Raw genomic sequence first — 18,651 nt, forward strand, 5'->3', positions numbered from 1 at the left:
ATCAGGCAACAGTTTCAGAATCTTGGGCTTTAACATATTTTATGGCCTCGGTTTGGTATAGTTTATTTTTATCAGAATGTAGACAATGGCGCTAGTGCAATGAGGAGTTGGCGCAATTTGAACCCGATGATTCAACTACCATGGATCAGGGTTTGTGCGCGGAGCCACAGGTCTGGCGGTGGCTTGATGCGATACTCAGGCGACCTACGATGACCAAAACAAGCTGAGCCGGAATTCGTGAACGCCGCAATTTTAGCGGGCGGAAATGGTAAGGAAGTACTTGTTGAGGCCACGCTCGTCGACTGAGGCGCATCGAGCGGCCTCGTCGATCATCGGACGATGCCGAAGCTTACAGCAAGTTTAGATCTGCGGGGCGTGTCGCTGGAAAAATCTTCTCGAGAGAAGCGCGATCGAAGCCATACATGCGCGCCAGCAGCCCGCCCAACAAGGCCCGATAATCCGTCAGCACCGGATAGTCACGATTCTGGAACAGATGGGCTTCGTCGACTGGCGTCTGCTCCCCAGCAATGCGGCCGCCCTTGATCCCTCCACCAAGCACCCAGTAAACGCTGCCGTGGCCATGATCTGTGCCGCGATTTCCATTTTCGCGGAACGTACGGCCGAATTCGGAGATGACGACGACAACGGTGTCGCTCCAGCCCGGCCCAATCTCCTCCATGAATCCAGTGAGCCCTCGGCCCAGCTCTGCTATTCGATCGGCGAGATAACCTGTTGCGCCGCCCTGGTTGATATGCGTGTCCCAGCCGCCCACGTCAACGAAGGCGAGGTTGAACTGCTCGCGCATCAGGCGTCCGATACGGCGCGCGGAAAGTTCGAATCCCTTCGGTGAGACAGCCCCGCGGCTAGCGTCCATCATGTGATCCGAGAGCGCATTATAGACCCCGTCGCGCACGCGAAAGCCTTCGCGCACAGAGGTCGCAACGGGCAGACCGTCATACATTGATGTGATCAGCTGCGCCTGCCGTTCGTCTATCGCCAACTTGCCCACCATGTTGATGGCGATGTTGGGGATGGCTTCGCCTCCCCGGAAGATCAGCGGCGCCTGATCGGTGAAGGCGATCGGCCGGACGCCTGTCAGCGCGGCGGCGAGACGCGCCATGAATCCGGAGCGAAAATTTCTTTCTCCGTCGATATTCTGTCCCAGTTCGATCGTGTCCTGCGTCTCGAAATGGCTGCGCGTCACATCGTCCGTTCCCGCGAAAGGCACGAATGCGACCTGCGCCTTGGCGTAAAGCGGGAAAATCGTCTCGCGCAAGGCGGGATGAAGTCCCCAGTCGCTGTCGAGGGGGAGGGCGGAATTGAGCGTGGCGGGCGCTGTCGCCGGCGAGTTTGTCCCAAATGCGGAATCCGGCCTGGGAATCGCCAGTGTCGGCCGCGCGGCGTAATAAAAACTGCTGCTGACCGGAATCACGATATTGGCGGCGTCATAAGCGCCCCGCAGAAACACGATCAGCAAGCGGCCGTCGGCTTTGGGAGCCGCCCACACCCTGCCAGTCGCCGTTGCGGGGCCGAACGCCGCCAGCCCTTTGATGACGTCACGGCGATGAAGGCGCATGGGATCCTCCTTCCGCGAGAGGCCTCAGATTCATGAATTCCGGGGAGGACAGGAACAGCGTGTTCCATTCCTGCGCGGACATCGCCAAATCGAGCGCCGTCGCCGTGGGCGGGCGCAACATCCGGCCCAGCGCGCTGAAGTAGAGCGCATTCTGCAAAAGAGGAAAAGCCGGCGTCGCGACGGCGTCAGCCTCCGGCGGCTTGAAAAGGCCAGCGGCGCCCGAACCGATCTGCCGTGCAATCTCGAAGCGAGCCATCATTTGCCCGGGACCGTTCCAGGCAGAAGACGACAGGGGATAGCCGTCGGGCGTCTGGTGGCCATAAAGGCCTTCGCCGAGCCGGTTCAGCCAATTCTGGATGGGTCCGGTATTGAGAATAACCTTGCCGTCATAGGCGAGACGGACCGCCGAAACCACATAGCGCATCGGATCCTTGAATCGCGTTCCGAGCGATGCGGCGAACTCCGGGGAGCGGAACATCGTCTCCAGCACGCCGGCGATGTCGCCCTGTGTCTTCGTGAATCGATCGGCCATCCGCTCTACGAGCGCTGTGGGCGGATCGTCCGCCACGAAATAGGTCGCGATCCGCCGCGAGACATGGCGGGCCGTGGCCGGCTGTGCGGCGAGCATGTCCAGCGCCTGTTCGACTTCGGCAAAGCCGCGGCCTTTGATGACGCGCCCCAGGAAAACCTTGTCGCCATAGTCGTGGCGCGCAGGATTGAACTCGAAAAGCCCGTCGCGAACGAGCTGGAGCTGAAGGTCTGGCCGGAGCTTCGGATCGACCGGCCGCGGATCAACGCCGACCCCGGTCAGTATGCGGGCAAGTTCCTCTACGTCCTTCTGGGTATATCCGGAGCCCACGCCCATCGTGTGCAGCTCCATGATCTCGCGGGCGTAGTTCTCATTGATTCGACCGGCCGCGTTGTCGGCGTTGTCGAGATAGCGAAGCATCGCCGGATGGCGAAGCGTGGCTTCGAGCAGATCGCGAAAGCGTCCCAGCGCATTGGCCCGGATCGCCCGGTCCTCGTAGTCTGCGACGAGCACGCGCACATTCGCCTTGTTTTGATGAACATTGAAGTGGTTGAACCAGAACCACGTCATGCGCTCGCGCAACTGGTCGGGCGAATAAAGCGCCCGAAGGATCGTGCGGGTCGCCGCCTGCCGCGCGATATCGTTCATTTCCCGCTGGACGGCGAGCTGCGCGGCGGCTCTCTGGGCCGGGTCCGCGATCTCCTTCGCGACGCTCAGTAGATTGGCGATTTCCGTCGCCATGTCGAAGGGCGACTCATGCGTCACGCGCAATGCGTCGATCTGCTTCTGCGCCGCGACTGGAAGATTCAACTCCCCAGATGGGCGCAATTGCGCCTGCAGCCAGCGTTGCGGCCCCAACGCCATGTAAGAGTCGATGCTCGAGCCGTTCACGCCCCAGGTTACGGCGTCGACCATGGCGACGTCCCGTGCGGAAGGTTGCGCGGGCGTCTGCGCGGCAACGATTGCCGGCGCCAAACAAGCGAGCGCCGCGAGAAACAGTCGGGTAATCGTCTTGAATAGATTCGATCGCCGCATGACCGCGCCAGTCAAGCCTTGCCCCCCATGTCGCGAAACACATTAGCGCATGGCGACACGTCCGAACACCCCCAGGATGAGGGATCGTGCTGCAAAACCGTCATTTCCGACTCGCGCCGGGCTCGCCGACGCACGAATATTGCGGACGGTGACATTCTTGTGGGCACGATTGCCGCATTGTTCATAGGTTGACGCTCTTACGTAATGCAACGCTCTGCATTGATGTAAAATGCATTCGTGACCCAGTGATGTAGCGCCCTCTCGCGGGTCGTCGCAATCGACAAACACGTTCGGGAAATCAATGGCCGTCTGCTGCAATCGCTGTGAGCCGGTTCGTTGATGTTTTTTGAAACAGTTTCGTTCCACGCATCGCTAACCTGATGGCAGCTACGATATGATGCCGCGCTCCAGATTGCAAAACTAAAGATTCAATGGTTATTCAAGGGTTCGTCGACGACAGAGAGGTCGGTCCGAATGCGCAAATTGATTCTTCACATTGGTATGCCGAAGACAGGGACCACGTCCCTACAGAATTTTTTTGCAGAAAATCGCGACTTCCTAGAGAGGGACTATTTTTCCTATCCCGATTTCAATGTGCCGAGTGAAGATTTCCCAACACCGCTGCATATTTCCACCGGTAACGGGAATGCTCTCGTCTATTCCATATTCGACAAGGTAGGGCGCATGAATTGTCCACCATCTCTGAAGTATGAAAAGATTATCGAAGACCTCTCAAATTTCATAGAAAGCGCACCATCCAACCGCTGTGTTATTAGCCATGAAGACCTTATTTGGATACCGCCGACAAATTGGTTAAATGAGCTTGTTCCCGTCCTAGCCGATAGAAAAATTGAGGTCGTAGTCATCGTTTATATCCGTGAGCAATCAGCTTGGCTCGCGTCCAATTTCCAGCAGCACGTCAAACAACTATATGCGAAATTGCCGCCAGCGCAACATATTGCAAGATATTTACACACATGCGAGTATCTTCGAATAGCACGCACGTATTCGAAAGTCGTTGGTAAAAATAATATTGTCGTTCGGCTGTTGGATGGACGAGTAATCACGCATAATTTAGTAGCCGACTTCATGGATGCATTCGGTCTTGATTCTTACCCGTTTCAGGATATCCGGATACCGACAGCAAATGAAAGTATGTCTCATATTGCGACTGAAATATTATGGCGAGCGAATAATTTTGCGATTTCGGATAAAAATAAGATAAATATGTTGAGAGAAATTAGCAGTATCACATCAACGCTCAATAAAACGCCCCGCTACGTTTTACCGAATCCGCTAATCGACTTTGTTCGTGCGTATTTTCGAAAAAACAACGAAGATCTCGCGGCCGAGTTTCTCGCCCCGGAAGCAGGAGCGGCGCTACTTAACCCAGTTGAAACCGACGGCGCGGCGATCAATGTCGAAGACATATACGATGTAGCGGCGAGTCTACTTGTCCGCCTGCAAACTATCAAGGATTAGTGTATGTTATGGCGCAAATTTCACATGCGTAATCTAGGTAAGTCAGGAACCACAATGAGGTCAATGCCGCTAACGAAATGACCGTCCGCGCCGACCATTGTGGTTCGACAGCCACACTTTCCGATTTCTGTTCCATCCCGCAAAAGAGCTCCGTCCAGCGCATAGTTCTTGGGAGCGATGCCGATCGCGCAGCAAAGAGGTCAAAACACACTAAAGGCCGATTAAAATAGCAAGCCGGTCCATATCTATATTTATGCCGACATATTATGGGGCGGAGAAAGGCGACCGGATCGCCCGGTGGTGCTTGATATAATGTGTTGCCAGAAGTCCGTTAACCTCTAATAGATAGAGGCGACCGAGCGCGATGAAGTTCCCGGACAGGATTTCGACGACCCATTAGCGATGTGTTCAAAGTCAAACGGAATCGCTTTCTAGCTCCCTGCCACCCCGTGCGCACCCAGCTTACACATGCCTCAGTCTGCAAGACCCTTTCCTTGTTTGCCTTTTTGGGCACCGGTGACATGACGCCAGAGCCAGCTATCGACGGTTACTCGCTTGGAAAGGATCGACCGGATGAGAGGGTTACTCGTGTCGATTCGCCTCGGCGATTTCGCCTCGTTGATACGTTCCGACCGTGGCGTAACATTGGTTCCTAGGATTCCGTTCATCATTGCAATTCCAGTGTCGAGGTCATTCTGCGGGAGAATAAGGTCGAAATTCCTAATCGCGGCGAGGATGGCCGAGCAGTGCCTTAGTGTGATCGGTTCGTGGTCGGCGATGATGCTGCCGGGTCCGCATAGAAAATAGCGCGACTGGCAATTGTCCAGAAGTTTGACAGCCGCCGGTGGCAGATGGGTGACGAAATGATCCAGGTCCCCCGGGTTTCTTAGATCAATCTGGCCTATTAGGTCGACGATACGGCGCGGCCGTTCACTCAGCCGCTCATATTCCGCCTTCTTCTCGGGCAGGTTATAGTGGTCCAACCACAATATGTGTGAAGCAATATGATCGATCGGATCGCGCAGCACAGTGATCATCTTGAATTGATCGGTCATACCTTTGGCCAACTCGAGCCAAAGGCGATGATAAATATGGCCAGAAAAAAACTCTACGCCGCTTTCTACCAGTCGGCAAAAATTCTCCCTGTTCCTGATTTTCACTTCCCCATGAACAATAACCTTGTCTGGCCCGAGGGAATTCTCGAATAAATGATTGATGTATGAGCCCGCTGTCTTCGCAATGTGCATAAAGAAGATTTTGTGGGGCATCCGTCTATCCACCGTAAGCGCCGCTGATCAGAATGACACAACCCCCTCTAGCGAGCGGCCCGACGGGCGACCACAGTGAACATCGGCGGCGCAGAGGGCATGTTTTTTGGGACGTGATTCGTGACGGTCGCATTCGGGAATCCGAGTCTCTCCAGCATATGACAAATGGCCTCCGGCGAAAGACCCCACCAGTGAACGATGCCGCTCGGGAGCGCGCTCGGCGCAAAAATCATATGCGCTTTGCGAAGGCTGTTGGCGCCCGCGCCTGTTTCGGGCGAAAAGGCGTTCCATACATCCGTCACGATCACAGTGTCATTCGTAATCGCGCTCAACGCCTGCAGGGCGCGGAAAGGATTCGACAGGTGGAGCAGGATCGCGCCAAACACCGAAATGTCGAAGCGTCCGATATCCTTCGGTGGATCGTAAATATCGCCATAAATTGCGCAGGCTTGGAACCCGAGTTTCCGTTTCGTATACCACCAGCTGTTGCGCAACCGCTTCATCGATTGCCTTCCGCTCGCCGCCAATTCCCCCATGTTCGCCTCGGCGAACGGAACCAGTTCGGGACCGCCGCCGAAAGGCAGATCGAATACGACCAGATCAGCGCCCTTCGAGGCCATGTAGGCCGAGAGAAAACCACTCGCTGGACCGGCCTCGATCACACGTTTTACAGTGACGTCACAGCATCCGAGATAAACCTCCTCATGGCCACGTAGATCCCACGCCCCAGTGCGGAGGCGGCCATCTCCGAGATCTATCGTATGATAGAAATCGCAATCTTCCTCCGTGATCCCGGCGTGATAATCTTCAAGCGCCTTTTGGAACGTCGGCGACAGTTGACCCTCGTACCGTTTTGGCCTCGCCATCTGTTCCTGGAAATAGGCGTCGAGGTCGAGCTTGCTTTCAACACAGGTCAGCATCATGTTCGCCTGTAAATTGCGGTGCCGTTGTCATTCGATATGTTTACCAGATCGTTCTGTCAATTTTTTTCGAGATGGCAGCAAACAGGTTCGATAACGATATGTGATGCGTCATCGGCTCGGCAAAAATTTGCGCATGCAAATGGGATCAATCGCGTAAGAGGAAGTTTCTGAGCCTATAACTTCTCCGAGGGAGCCAAATAAATAGCCCGCCGACCGGCGTCGTCGCGAACTATTATCAATGCTTGAACGAACATTACCGGCGCTGTAGCACTAGAGTGTCCTGAAGATTCAATGCAAATTTCGGAAACCAGGCAAGAATTGAAAAATACTTCGACCAATTCTTTTTGATATAGCTGATGTCGTGGAAGGTCGCTCCGTAATAGTCCGGCAACGGCGTCTCCGCAGCCGTGCGTCCCTTAATATAAAGGAATCCAGAACTTCCCATGACGTTGGAAAGAGTATTTCGTAATTCGTTCTGGCCGCCGCGGACCAGGTCGCCCTCAAATACCGAGAATGCGTGGTCGCCGTGAATTGTCGTTATGGCGATAGCCCCCGGCTTCAGAATGCGATGCAATTCCTCGAGCCAAGCATATTGCACATCTTCCGGTAGATGTGTGAACACGCTATGCGAGACAACGAGATCTGCGCTGCCCGCAGCGAGCGGCGATGGCGGCATAGCGTTCAGCGTATAGCCCCTGATGTTGGAAAAATTACTGTTCAGCCATTCGATGGCCTCAGCGTCGGGGTCTAGGCCGATGAGCGTCTGCGAAGTGGATTTGATTCTTGCCTGGAGGTGCCGCAGCGCCCTGCCGCAACCGCAACCAAAGTCGACGATTGTTTCGAAGTCGCCAAACTCCCTTCCGATGCTGTCGAGGGCCCTTGTCCACTCGTCGAGAGTGGCCGAGCCTGATTCCTGAAAACTCTGTGCGTCTTTGGCGCCAGCAACGCGTTCACGCAGCTGCTCAGGCGGTAACGGCATGCCATGCATAGATCTGATCTCCACCCGTTTCCTATAGCGTTACAATCCATATTATCAATTTCGAAAGTGACGCATTCGCCAACTCGTGTCCCTATCGAATTATCGACATTCCTGGACGAAGGTTGTATCATAAGTCAACCGATAGAAATAGCTTAATGCCGTGTCAACTATCAAATTCAGGAGAGTCCATGACCGTTATTCAATCGGGATCGAGAACTCACGCTCTCATCGGCAATCTCTATAACTTCCGGTCGACGTCCGATCTTGCCCGACGGAGGGCTGAATGATCATTACCGAGCCTTCGACGTTCGATAATTTTTTCGAAAAGGGTTACATCCTCGCAAATCCGGATCTTGCCGGCCATCTGGCGCGTGGCGGCAACGCGACCGCTCACTTTCGTGAATGGGGCCACAAGGAGGGCAGACGCCAGGTCACGCGTTTCTTCCTCGAAAACCGCAGCCGCCTGAACCGCGAAAAGTATAGTCGCTTCTCGAATGTGATCGATGAGAGCCGTGAATACAGCTTTATCGACGAGCAGTCCGCATTCCCGATCTGTTTTGGTAACAAGCACTTTAGCCTCAGCGAATACGCTTCTGAATCAGCGCATCCTGTATACGGTCCCTTTGCGGCGGAGATTACGTCAAACCCGACCGGTCTCTATGCTGACATCGGAGCGGGCTTTCGAGACGAGGTTTTCGACAACTGTCTTTACATAGAGGTTTATCCGTCGATGACCGCCGACATGCTCGTCGAAGCGGACTGTCTTTATCCAATCAAATCCGGATCGCTCGACGGAATAGGTTGCTTTGCGGTGCTGGAGCACGTGACCAGTCCCTGGAAGGTTGTCGAGGAAATGCGTCGGATGCTGAAGCCTGGGGGCAAGGTCTTCATCGATTGGCCGTTTCTGCAGCCAGTTCATGGATATCCATCGCACTATTTCAATGCGACGCGGCAGGGGCTTGAGTTGATGTTTTCCGATGGGTTCGAGGTTGAATACTGCAGAACTGAAGGGAATCAGACGCCAGCCTTCACCATGCAATGGGTCGTAGGTAAGTTCCTGCATGACTTGCCTGCAGAAAAGAGCTCGACCCTGCGATCCATGACGCTTGAGCAATTTGCGTCCCAATCGCCCACGAGTCCGTTCTGGCAATCACTTCTGACCGGACTACCAGACGCGATGATTTCCGAATTCTCTTGCGGAAACACACTCGTTGCAACGAAAAGGTGAAACGCCAGCTCTCTGTGAGGCGCAAGGGGTTCCGATAGAGCCTAAGACCCTATCGGAATGCCCGCCTGGGCCGGTCCCTGGCGCATTTCCTCATTGCGCCAGAAAGCCTGTTTTCCCACTACCGAAGGCGACGTCAACCGTCGGTCCGAAGCGCATAATCGATCCGTTTCTTCGAGAGGTCGATATTATAATAAGGATCGTTATCAATGTATTTCCGCCATCTGCTTGCAAACAGTTCCACCTCGGCAGGATTTTGCGATTCACGCGTCGCCGATACGCTTTCGAAATGGTATAGCAAAGCATAAGGCGTATAGGCGATGCGGTAGCCGCATTCCAGAATCCGCAGGCACAGGTCCGTATCGTTGAAATCTACCGCCAGTTTCTCGTCGAAGCCGCCCGCCAACGCGATGACGCTCTTGCGGGTCGCGAAACAGGCGCCAGTGACAGCCGAATAGTTTCGTATGAGATGGGTGAATCCATTGTAGCCGACGAAATCGCCCGGGAAGCCGTGATAGGGGTGCGCCGCTCCGCTGTTCACGCCGAGAACCATGCCGACATGCTGGATGGTTCCATCGGCATGCAACAGTTTTGCGCCAACGCCGCCGATATTTTCATCCTCTGCAAGCTCCATCAAAGCCGTCAGCCATCCGTCGTCCTTCACCTCCATGTCATCGTTCAGTATGACAATGTGCTCGGTTCTTGCGCATCGAACGGAAAAATTCGCCTTGGCGGAATAGTTGAACGGAACGACCGGTCCGGTGAAATTTTCGACGCGGACGCCGAGACTCTCAAACCGCTCACGCTGCTCTATCGAAAGGCGGGAGTTGTCGACCACTACGATCTCGTATTCGGGGTAGGACGTATGCGCGAGGATCGAATCCACGAAGTTATCTATTAGCCGAATACGTCCCCGTCCTGGCAGATCGACTTCGCCATTGTTGGTAAGAATAAGCAGCGTTACGGCCACGTCCGGCCGCAAAGGGCGACGCAGGCGGAAAGTGCCCGGCAAGAGACCCTTTTCGACACGGGCGCGTGTTCCGTATTTGATCCGGGCGTGTTCGGTCAGCGCTCTGAGTCCCGACTCCAGCGCATAAGGTTTGGCGTCGACAACCGCGGCTGCAGAGCCCGGTATCGCACGCCATTGATAAACTACCTTCTGAATGTGATGGATTCGTTCCGTCTCGCGGGAAATCCTCAACATCAGGTCATAGTCCTGGGCGCCGTCATAGTCCGAACGGAAGCCCCCGAGTTCGAAGAAGAGGCGCTTGCGAACCACGAGCATGTGGAGCACATACATGACGGACTCCAGATGTTCCGGAGACCAGTCGGGCTTAAGGAAGTGGTCGATTAGATTACCATTTTCATCAATCTTCTCTTCGTCCGTGTAGATGCAATCGAGAAATGGGTCTTTGTTCAACGCCCGCGCGACCTCCATCAGCGCGTCTGGCAGGATGACGTCGTCGTTGTCGAGCAAAATAAGAAACTGGCCTGTCGCGATTTCAGCAGCCGCGTTGGAGGCGTCGGAGATGCCCTTGTTAACGGCGAGCCGTCGAATTCTTATCCGGGGGTCGCTGCCGCGGAAGGACTCTAGCGCCTCAATCGTTTCGGGGATCGTGGAACCGTCGTCGCAAAGGCACAGTTCCCAGAATGGGTAATTTTGCGAGCGGACCGAGTCGATGCACTGACGAAGATATGACGGCGGCACATTGTAGACCGGCACGACGACCGAGAGTCGCGGGCGATATTTCAGCTTCGCAAGTTCATCGCGTGTTTCATACGATATTCGTCGGCAGACCGCCGGCGCCCCCACGTCGCGAGAGGCGCCGAGATAGCGCGCAAATTTCGGTGGTATGCCATCGCCATCGCCATCGGCGTCGAGCTCGAGCTCCACAAGGCGCGCCCGGATGAGCTGACCGATCGCCTGCGGCGAAAACTCCATGGCGCGCACCACCCCCGTCTCGCAGCGCGTCGATCGACCATGTTCTGCGAAAGCGAGCTTCATCTGTTCGACGAGCGAATCGAAATTCGGTTCCGCCCATACATATCCCGGCAGGTAAGGACCGGCCTGTTTCTCGATTTCTGCGAGGCTATAGTCCACCGCATAGCCAGTAGATTCGGAGAAGAACTCCGTGTTGCCGGAATAGTTCGTCGCCACCACCGCTTTGCCGAGCGCCATGAATTCTGCGATGTTAAGACCGTAGCCCTCGCTCCTGTGGGCCGAAACGAGGCAGTCAGACGCCGCGCGGAGCATTTCCATTTCCTGTTCGGATAGGCGTGCAGCGATTAGCGCCGCATTGGGGATGTCCGACAATTCCTTGCGTAGGGCGCGTAGGAGATCGCGCTCGACATAACCCGGCGAGTGAAGCTTGACCACGAGAAAAGCCTCCTCGACCTGCGAAAAGGCCGCGCGAAAGGCGTTGATCACGGATCGGGGGTTCTTACGCGCCGATGTGCTGCCGACATCGAAAACCGTGAGAAAAACGAATTTGTCGCGCGGGATCGCAAACCGCCTTCGTGCGTCATCGCGCGAAGTCGCTGAAATCGGCGGCATTAAGATCGGAATCGGGACCTTGACGACTGGAACGGGCGCGATGGCCGAGATCGACTCGACGATGAAGGAGCTATATGCCCACACTTCATCCACTGCGCCGAAGCAGGCGTACCAATCTGGTCGAAAGGCGGCCAGCTCCCATGCCCATTGCGTGATGTTGTAATAGTTATCGAAATATCTCGGTGGATACATCCGAACCAGATTCTCGATCTGATCTGCGTTGGCCAGAATGAGATTGATCCGGTATTTTCCATATCTCTCCCTCTCGGAGCGAGTAATGCGAGGAACGCCCCGAGATACATCGAAAGCATGCAGGTCGTAGGGAACGCCGCTTTTTCGGATAGCGGCGAGCAGGTTTCGCGCGGCGGCTCCCAAACCGCTGATCGCGGCGAAGGGGCCGTAAATATTCATGCCGAAGGGCTTTTGCAGAACTTTTTCTATGGACGCCTCGCGCTCCGCGAACAGGCGTACGCCGGGACCGTACCGGCCTTCGTGACGCCCGGCAGCGATCCAATGTTGCCGGCATCTTTCCTGATCGAAACCCAATGCCCTGGCGATGTCGTCGTAGATCAAGGAATATTCGACGGCGTCGAAATTTCGAGTCACGACATCGTAATCAGGATTGCTGCGAACGGGTGTAATGCCGTAGAGATTATCCTTGCATATTGTCGGGTTCTCATCCCGCCCCTCAGACTTTCCACTGGAAAGCCAGTGCGCCCAACCGCTTTGAACGGCGCCCCGTTCGATTGCTTGCGCAACGTCCGGATTGCACAACAGATACAATTCCTCGTCAAAGGAACCATCGCATTCTACCGGGCTTTGGTGATCCGGCGTTTCCGTTTGCGTATTCGGCGCGGCGACCTGATTTTCTTGCGGCGCGAGCACGTCGGGGCGTGGGACGTGCGATTGGAGGGCCTCCGATTTGCAGGGGTTCGATCCTGATTCGGTATGGGTAATTGGCACGGCGGCGTCGTCTCCGTCAGGTGATCCGATATTGTCGAATTCAGATTCAAGTAACTGAATCCGATCGAATTCAAGTTGCGTCAATCCGAATTCGCCGTTCCATGATCCGCGGAGCCTTCGCTGAACGCGGTTTGTCAGGAAATGAGCGAGTGGTTCAACATCGGCATTCCGCTGTTCTTCACAATGTTCGACATAATCACCCGGATCGAAGGATGGAATCGCCTTTAGGTCTTGTCGCCAGCCGTTGGCGACGTAATGAGTCAGCGGATCGAGTCCGTCGAGCGCCGGAAGTTGCGGCAAATAGAACTCGTCGTCGAAGAGGGGATACGGATTGAAACCGTCCGTCCAGCCTCGGGTGACGAAATGGACGAGCGGGTCCCTAATGGTCCCCTGCAAAGCAGCGTGGATGCGCAGGTAATACGCTGTCGAGAAAAGGGGATGCTGCGATCTCAGCTGCCGGCGCCCTTCCCGGATGTAATGCAAAATAGTCGCATCGTCCGGCGCGACGTCCGAATTTGCCATTCGATACCAAACCGCATCGAATAGGAGATGAACGGTTTCGGCGATGTCAGACATAGGCGCCAGAGCTGGCCTGCTTTCAGTTGTTTCCATGTCAAGGCAAAGCCTATTCAGCTGCATGTGGGACGCCTGCAAATATGATTGCGACGCGGATAATTCCGACGTCATGTCTGCCCGACGCAGTCGCTCAAGCGTATCTCGAAAGCCTCGGGTTTTGGCGCGCATGTCTTACATTATCGGTTACCTGTGTGGCGTCGGACGACTCATGGAGCCGAGCAAGAAGATGAGTCTGCGATCGCAGCATAGCTTTCGTCGCCTCCAGTCCTTTCAGCCCCCGCGCCACGAGAGCGGACGCCGTGTCGATTAATACAAATGTCCGAGGCATTTGGTGGGTTTCAGGCTCGACTCCTACGACATTGCCTAACCAACTCAGAGCGCACTGTTGGATCGTCAGACCGTGTCTAGTCTGAAATGACTGCGCCAACTCAGAGCCCGGAGAGAATTTGATGATTGTGGTCGCCGCGAGGCCCATGACCAGAAATGCTACATGCCAGGAGTCTGACAGTCGACATAGTCGCGGTTGCTTGAATGCGACCGGCGCTACATCCGCGTATTTACTCACAAGGCGTCGCTTCGCGCTCGATAGAAGCGGATCCGGGGGCGAGTCGAGGATTGGCGCTTCAATTGTTCGCCAATCGTACCCACTACTGTCAGACAACGATAGCTGATGATCGTTGAACTTCATGAAAGGAGGTGATTCGAAGTAGCCTTCTTTGTTTCCTTCGTCCGACTGCGTGAGCGTAGCCGACCATTTGGCTCCCAGACTCGCAAAGATACCGGGCACTGCACAGGCGCCGGTTTTTCGGATTCCCAATATGAGCATTGCGTGTGGCATTCTTTAGGTCATTATCTGACCTAATTAAAAAATACAAACTATGAGACGAAAATCGATGTGTTGTTTGTCGCCTGGTGGAAATCGACATATCGCCGGATATGATCCTGACGACGCGACGCATGCTCGGCGTGCGCAGACGACGGCAATTGGCCGTCGTGATGAATGGGGTGAGCGAGTATAGGTAATTATATAGCGGCGCCGCTTATGGTGAGAGGTTTCGGCATGGTTGCTGGCGGGACGAAAAGGGCCCGGCGCAAGGCCGGGCCAGTCCTGCGGAACGCAGTTGCTTGGTCAATTTGTAATTGGGTGCGCCACTCGCAACATACCGACCAGCGCCGGGCCGCGCGAGGACATACGCGTCCGCTTTACTGGACCGCCCTCGAGAGGCAAGATTGCGGCCCGGTAAGGTGCACCGTGTCGACTGTAACTTCACCCTTGCCAATTGACACGCGCTGACCTGCAATGCTCGTCGCGAATTTGAGGTCAATCGTGAAGGTTCCGGGAAGCAGCTTCTGAATAGGCATGCACCATTGGTAACTAAAGACGTTATTGTGACAATCGCCGCCGCCGCCGCCGCTATTGTTGCAATTGGTGGTTCCCGCTGCGGCAGGCACATGCAACATGGTGACCCAGGCACCCGGCGAACCGTCGCTTGCGGCGAGCGTTCCCTTCAAAGATGGCCGGCAAGCCGCGCCATCGATTCGGCAGCTCAGCCACAGGCTCGCTCCGCCGACGGCGCTTCCATTGCCATAGACGGTGACGAACATCGCGTTGCCCTGGCCAATGCCAACGGTGACGTTCTTGCGATAGAAGAGCGCTCCATCCGACCCCGCTATACCCGCGGTCAGGGCTGTGTTGAATTGGGTCCCATTAGTTTTGAAGAAGTCGGCGGACTGACGGAACAACGCGCTGCCCGCTTGCGCTTCGGAAACGGCGATTCCAGCTCCGACAGAAACCAGCAATAGTGCTCTTGCGACATTCCTCAATCTAGCCATTCGATCCATTGCACCCTCCAGCTGTCAAGCTAATAAGAATGTAAACTAAAGCCTCTGGCGCTTGTGCGCCATAAGTAGAAACCGATAGTTGCATTCGGGGCCTTCATGGGCAGGAGTGAGAGATTGTCACGCTCTTTTGAGCCGGTTTACGCGCAGGCGTGACCGCGGCGTTCGGGCGGGTGTCATCGGGGCGTAGTGCTATATGCGCTTGTAAATTGCATTTAAGTCGGCATCGGCGTCGGCGCCATAAATTGTGGTTCGAGCTTTCCCCTAATAGATATCGCCAAATACTGATTGAAGACCGCGGGTTTCGTGGACGCCGAGGAGCGGTGCTTTGTGAGGCCGGAGATTGGTCTTGGCGAGACTGATATTCAACCGGGGATTAACGATCGCGGCGGTTTGGCTGTTAATGGAGCAAGGCTTCGCGGACACGCCGAATGTGCTCGACTATCAATTTACCGCGGAGGCGCCGAACCTGAAGTGGATGGCCGATTTCACAGAGATATGGAAAGGAGGAAGGCCGGCTGTACGTGGTCGCTAGCATCGCCTGATCTCGCGACGAATGGCCGGTTGGTCGATGAAAGCCGATATGACCGTGCGGCTCGTCAGCGATGCGTTGATATTGGCGATCTGACGTGGCGCCAAGCCGGAGACGTTGCTGCATCAATCCGAGCGGGACGGCCAAATGTGAACGAGCAGTTCCAGCGGCTGATGGCCTATAAGGGATTCCTTTGTTCAATGAACTGATTCGGCAATGTTTGGGACAGTTTGGGGATCGAAAGCCTTCGCCCCGCTGGAAGACCGGCTAGGGAAGCAAGTCTACTGGACGCGCGGCGACGCTCGCGCTGATGTAATCGATTACGTCGAGCGTTTCTACAACCTCGTCCGCGGGCCTTCGATTACCGGCCATGTCGGCCTGGTTTAATTTGAAAAGAAGGTGGTAGTAACCTAACTCGGTGTTCATGAGGCCAGCGGCAGGTCATTTGGGCGCTTCTGTGCCTCTGGTTGTGGTCGAGATTGCCGCAACGCGTTTTCTCATCTAACCGTGCCGGGCCCCAGAATCACGATTAAGGGAAATGGACGGGGCTAAAGAGCAGTGCCCCGTAATCTTCTCTATAACTTGAGAATTAGCTTTTCAGTCAACACAGGCGACATCGGCCGCGTGGTAACGTATCTCCCTCTGCCCATCTCTGTGCTCGTGAACATCTATTTCCGGGGGGGGAGCAAATGCAAAGAATACCCTTCGTCCTGAGCTCACTTCTTTTCTGGAGTTCGGCTCAAGCTGCTTGTGTCGCGCCTTTAGGAACGTTCATCGGCGCGGTTGCGGGGCCCACTATTAATCGAGCGACAAAAGCTACCGTGGATCAAGATACGTCGTCTGTCAGCCTCACAATCAAACTGAACGGCGCCGGAACCATGACTCGGATCGGAAAGAGCGTTGCGGCAGGCAATTACGTGTTCTCTTGCAGCTTTACGACGGTGTCGTTCAATCCAGCTACCTGCATGGCAACGATAAAAACGAATGCGGGAGAAGTCTTCGAATTCACCGCGCCGGCGTCAGCCACTATCCTAACGGGCATTGATATCACACGGGGTCCGATCGTGCGCGTGGGCTTTGTCCGACTCGACAAGATTTAGATCTTTTGGCGCCTTAGGTCGCCGCCATTTGCGGGTAAGGCGCTATGTGCGAGGAGCTTCACAGCTCTTCGCTTGTTTCTGGGTCTCGCGCCTTCTCTCACGCGCAATCGACGGTCATCTGTTGGTCTCTCAGTTGACCAATAGTATAACAGCGGTTCAGCATAAGCTTCATGCCATTGTGAAGCTTGTGCAATCGGGTTGTCCCTGATGCCCGTGGCCCGCCGCCGCCTGACGATCGCGCTGAAAACGCCCTGCGCCCACTGCAAATTCATTCCGACGTGAATGCGCGTACGGGGAGGCGCAAATTATCGGGCAGTTAGGGAAGGGCAAGGGCAGTAGCTGATCGGCGTTGATTCAAGGCACCACATTGGCGTTTCCGCGGCGTTCTCGTCAACTCGAACTCACTGGCGTCCGCCGCCGCCTGCGCCTTGGCCGCCGCCCGCTCCTTGACTGTTGGCGATCGCACGCACTACGCGGGCGTTGGCGGCCGCCTGTGCTGCGCCGTTGTCGCCCGTGGGCTGAAGATATCGACCCGCAACCAAGCCTTGCTGTACGGGCTGTGAGGCCATTGATACGAGTTGCATTACTTTCGCTATCTCCGCGATCGGCGCATTTGAAACGTACAGGATATCCTTGTCGCGCATCTGGAATTTGCGCGCCGCGAGAAGCGCCGAGGGATCTCGCATATTCAAATGGTAGGCGACGGGGGCCTCGGATTTCTTGAGCAAATTTGGCTCTACATTGGGGAATTCGCTCACGAGGCTGACTGGCTCGTAACGCAGCACGAATACTCCGTCCGGGTCGGCGCGACTGTCTTCCAGCCCGCCCGCCTTGCCTATCGCCTCCTCGAGCGTGAGCCCGCGCGCGTCGAAAGTCAGAACCGAATTGGAGCCGGTCGCGCCAGCCACCGTGAAACTTGGCGGCGTTCGTTCGACCGTGAGAATGTCGCCAGGCCGCACGTAAACGTCTTCGCTGGGATTCGACAGGAGCGCATGGATAGGCGCCCGCGCCGTTCGGTCGCCGCGCGTCAGGCTGACATAGGTCTCATGGACGGGCGAACTATAGCCGCCCGCCGCAGCGATGACGTCCATTATCCGCTCGCCTCGCTGTGAAATCGGCACGCGCGCGCCGTTGGCGACCTCGCCGGTCACCGTTACGGTGTTGCTTAAGTTGTTGGCGACGGTGACGATGGCCTGTGGTTCGATCGCCTTGCCGCGGAGCCGTTCGATGATTGCGGCCTCCGCCTGGCGCGAGGTCATGCCCGCGATTCGAATCGAACCGGCATAGGGAACATTCACGGAGCCATCGCGGCGCACCACCTGGTCTGGAATGTTGGCGGCGCGCGCGCCGGAATTCATCGAACCGGCGTCCGCGGCCGAGAAAAGGCCACCCCCGGCGGCCTCCCAAACCGTGATCTTTACTTTGTCGCCAGCGCCGATGACCGGCGAGGCAGGCGGTCGATAGTCGCCGAAAAGCCCGCGCAGTGTCGGCGGCGCCCGGCGCGCGAGTATGGCGAGGGACAGTCCGTTGATTTCAACGAATGCGAAAGGCGGCCGGCCTTCCTCTACGGGCGAATAAACGCTCTTTACGAAGGCGTCGCGCGTTGGGCCGCTCGCCGGCGTCAAGCCGCAACCGGCAAGAATCGACGCTAAGGTGAAAACGGCGAGACCGTTAAGCCGAGATAGACCTGCGTCGACCAAATTCGCTCCAATAATAACGCCGAACTCACAACGGCCAGCCAGTATAATAGGCCCAGTCTCTTTTTCATACTGTCGCACGCCTCCGCCCCTGGCGCAGAAACGTATCATTTTCAGACTGTTGCAGAAGCGCCACGATCGGCCTTGATCACCGAGGCGCCGATATACGGCGGCTCGCCAGATTCTGCGCCTCCCGCCTCAATTTCAGGCGCATATTGGCGCTGCGCGTCGAATACGGGAGCTTGCGACCTTTACAGGGATGTTTCGCGCTCGCCTCGCGGCGCTGGGGCAATTGGTGACTTGCTACGGCGCCGCGGGCCGAAGGCGAAGCGGAAAAATTCGGGAAGGGCGTCCTCCGGCCTTGGCGCGGCGG

General features: G+C 56.0%; 12 protein-coding genes. 4 read left to right on the plus strand and 8 right to left on the minus strand.

The window, feature by feature from the left end; translation table 11 throughout:
• Window positions 1–349: 349 nt before the first annotated feature.
• Both MET49242_RS22000 and MET49242_RS22005 read right to left on the minus strand, forming a co-directional pair.
• Window positions 350–1,576: a DUF1501 domain-containing protein gene (locus MET49242_RS22000; protein WP_036286095.1), complete on the minus strand. Its 1,227-nt coding sequence runs from the start codon at window positions 1,574–1,576 to the stop codon at window positions 350–352.
• Window positions 1,557–3,140 carry a DUF1800 domain-containing protein gene (locus MET49242_RS22005; RefSeq protein WP_051134404.1) on the minus strand — a complete coding sequence of 528 codons (1,584 nt, stop codon included), beginning with the start codon at window positions 3,138–3,140 and terminating at the stop codon, window positions 1,557–1,559. The genes MET49242_RS22000 and MET49242_RS22005 overlap by 20 nt, the downstream gene beginning before the upstream one ends.
• 474 nt (window positions 3,141–3,614) lie before the next feature.
• Between MET49242_RS22005 and MET49242_RS25340 the strand changes: the two genes are divergently transcribed.
• Window positions 3,615–4,622 (plus strand): hypothetical protein, encoded by a 1,008-nt coding sequence (locus MET49242_RS25340; protein WP_144259755.1) that lies wholly within the window; start codon window positions 3,615–3,617, stop codon window positions 4,620–4,622.
• Window positions 4,623–5,095: 473 nt separating this feature from the next.
• Here the strand turns inward: MET49242_RS25340 and MET49242_RS22015 are convergent, their stop codons facing one another.
• From MET49242_RS22015 to MET49242_RS22025, 3 genes are all read right to left on the minus strand, one after another.
• Window positions 5,096–5,890 carry a hypothetical protein gene (locus MET49242_RS22015; protein WP_036286101.1) on the minus strand — a complete coding sequence of 265 codons (795 nt, stop codon included), beginning with the start codon at window positions 5,888–5,890 and terminating at the stop codon, window positions 5,096–5,098.
• Window positions 5,891–5,937: 47 nt separating this feature from the next.
• Entirely contained in the window at window positions 5,938–6,810 is an 873-nt protein-coding gene (locus tag MET49242_RS22020) for a hypothetical protein (protein WP_144259756.1), read from the minus strand.
• Between the two features lie 256 nt (window positions 6,811–7,066).
• Window positions 7,067–7,801, minus strand: coding sequence for a class I SAM-dependent methyltransferase (locus MET49242_RS22025; RefSeq protein WP_036286107.1), 735 nt, complete (start codon window positions 7,799–7,801; stop codon window positions 7,067–7,069).
• Window positions 7,802–8,075: 274 nt separating this feature from the next.
• Between MET49242_RS22025 and MET49242_RS22030 the strand changes: the two genes are divergently transcribed.
• Window positions 8,076–9,020 carry a methyltransferase domain-containing protein gene (locus MET49242_RS22030; RefSeq protein ID WP_051134405.1) on the plus strand — a complete coding sequence of 315 codons (945 nt, stop codon included), beginning with the start codon at window positions 8,076–8,078 and terminating at the stop codon, window positions 9,018–9,020.
• Between the two features lie 133 nt (window positions 9,021–9,153).
• Here the strand turns inward: MET49242_RS22030 and MET49242_RS23655 are convergent, their stop codons facing one another.
• Together MET49242_RS23655 and MET49242_RS22045 are read right to left on the minus strand one after the other, a co-directional pair.
• On the minus strand, window positions 9,154–12,177 hold the full coding sequence (locus MET49242_RS23655; RefSeq protein ID WP_158497351.1) for a glycosyltransferase: 3,024 nt from the start codon (window positions 12,175–12,177) through the stop codon (window positions 9,154–9,156).
• A gap of 2,136 nt (window positions 12,178–14,313) precedes the next feature.
• Window positions 14,314–14,910, minus strand: coding sequence for a hypothetical protein (locus MET49242_RS22045; protein ID WP_036286113.1), 597 nt, complete (start codon window positions 14,908–14,910; stop codon window positions 14,314–14,316).
• 388 nt (window positions 14,911–15,298) lie between these two features.
• Here MET49242_RS22045 and MET49242_RS23660 point away from each other — a divergent pair, with 388 nt between their 5' ends.
• Window positions 15,299–15,484, plus strand: a complete 186-nt coding sequence (locus tag MET49242_RS23660) for a hypothetical protein (protein ID WP_051134407.1) — start codon at window positions 15,299–15,301, stop codon at window positions 15,482–15,484.
• A gap of 686 nt (window positions 15,485–16,170) precedes the next feature.
• Entirely contained in the window at window positions 16,171–16,581 is a 411-nt protein-coding gene (locus tag MET49242_RS22055) for a hypothetical protein (protein ID WP_036286116.1), read from the plus strand.
• A gap of 401 nt (window positions 16,582–16,982) precedes the next feature.
• Here MET49242_RS22055 and MET49242_RS22060 read toward each other — a convergent pair whose 3' ends face one another.
• Window positions 16,983–18,281: a polysaccharide biosynthesis/export family protein gene (locus tag MET49242_RS22060; RefSeq protein WP_244430874.1), complete on the minus strand. Its 1,299-nt coding sequence runs from the start codon at window positions 18,279–18,281 to the stop codon at window positions 16,983–16,985.
• Between the last annotated feature and the right edge of the window lie 370 nt (window positions 18,282–18,651).

It is taken from the genome of Methylocystis sp. ATCC 49242, assembly GCF_000188155.2.
Taxonomy (GTDB): Bacteria; Pseudomonadota; Alphaproteobacteria; order Rhizobiales; family Beijerinckiaceae; genus Methylocystis.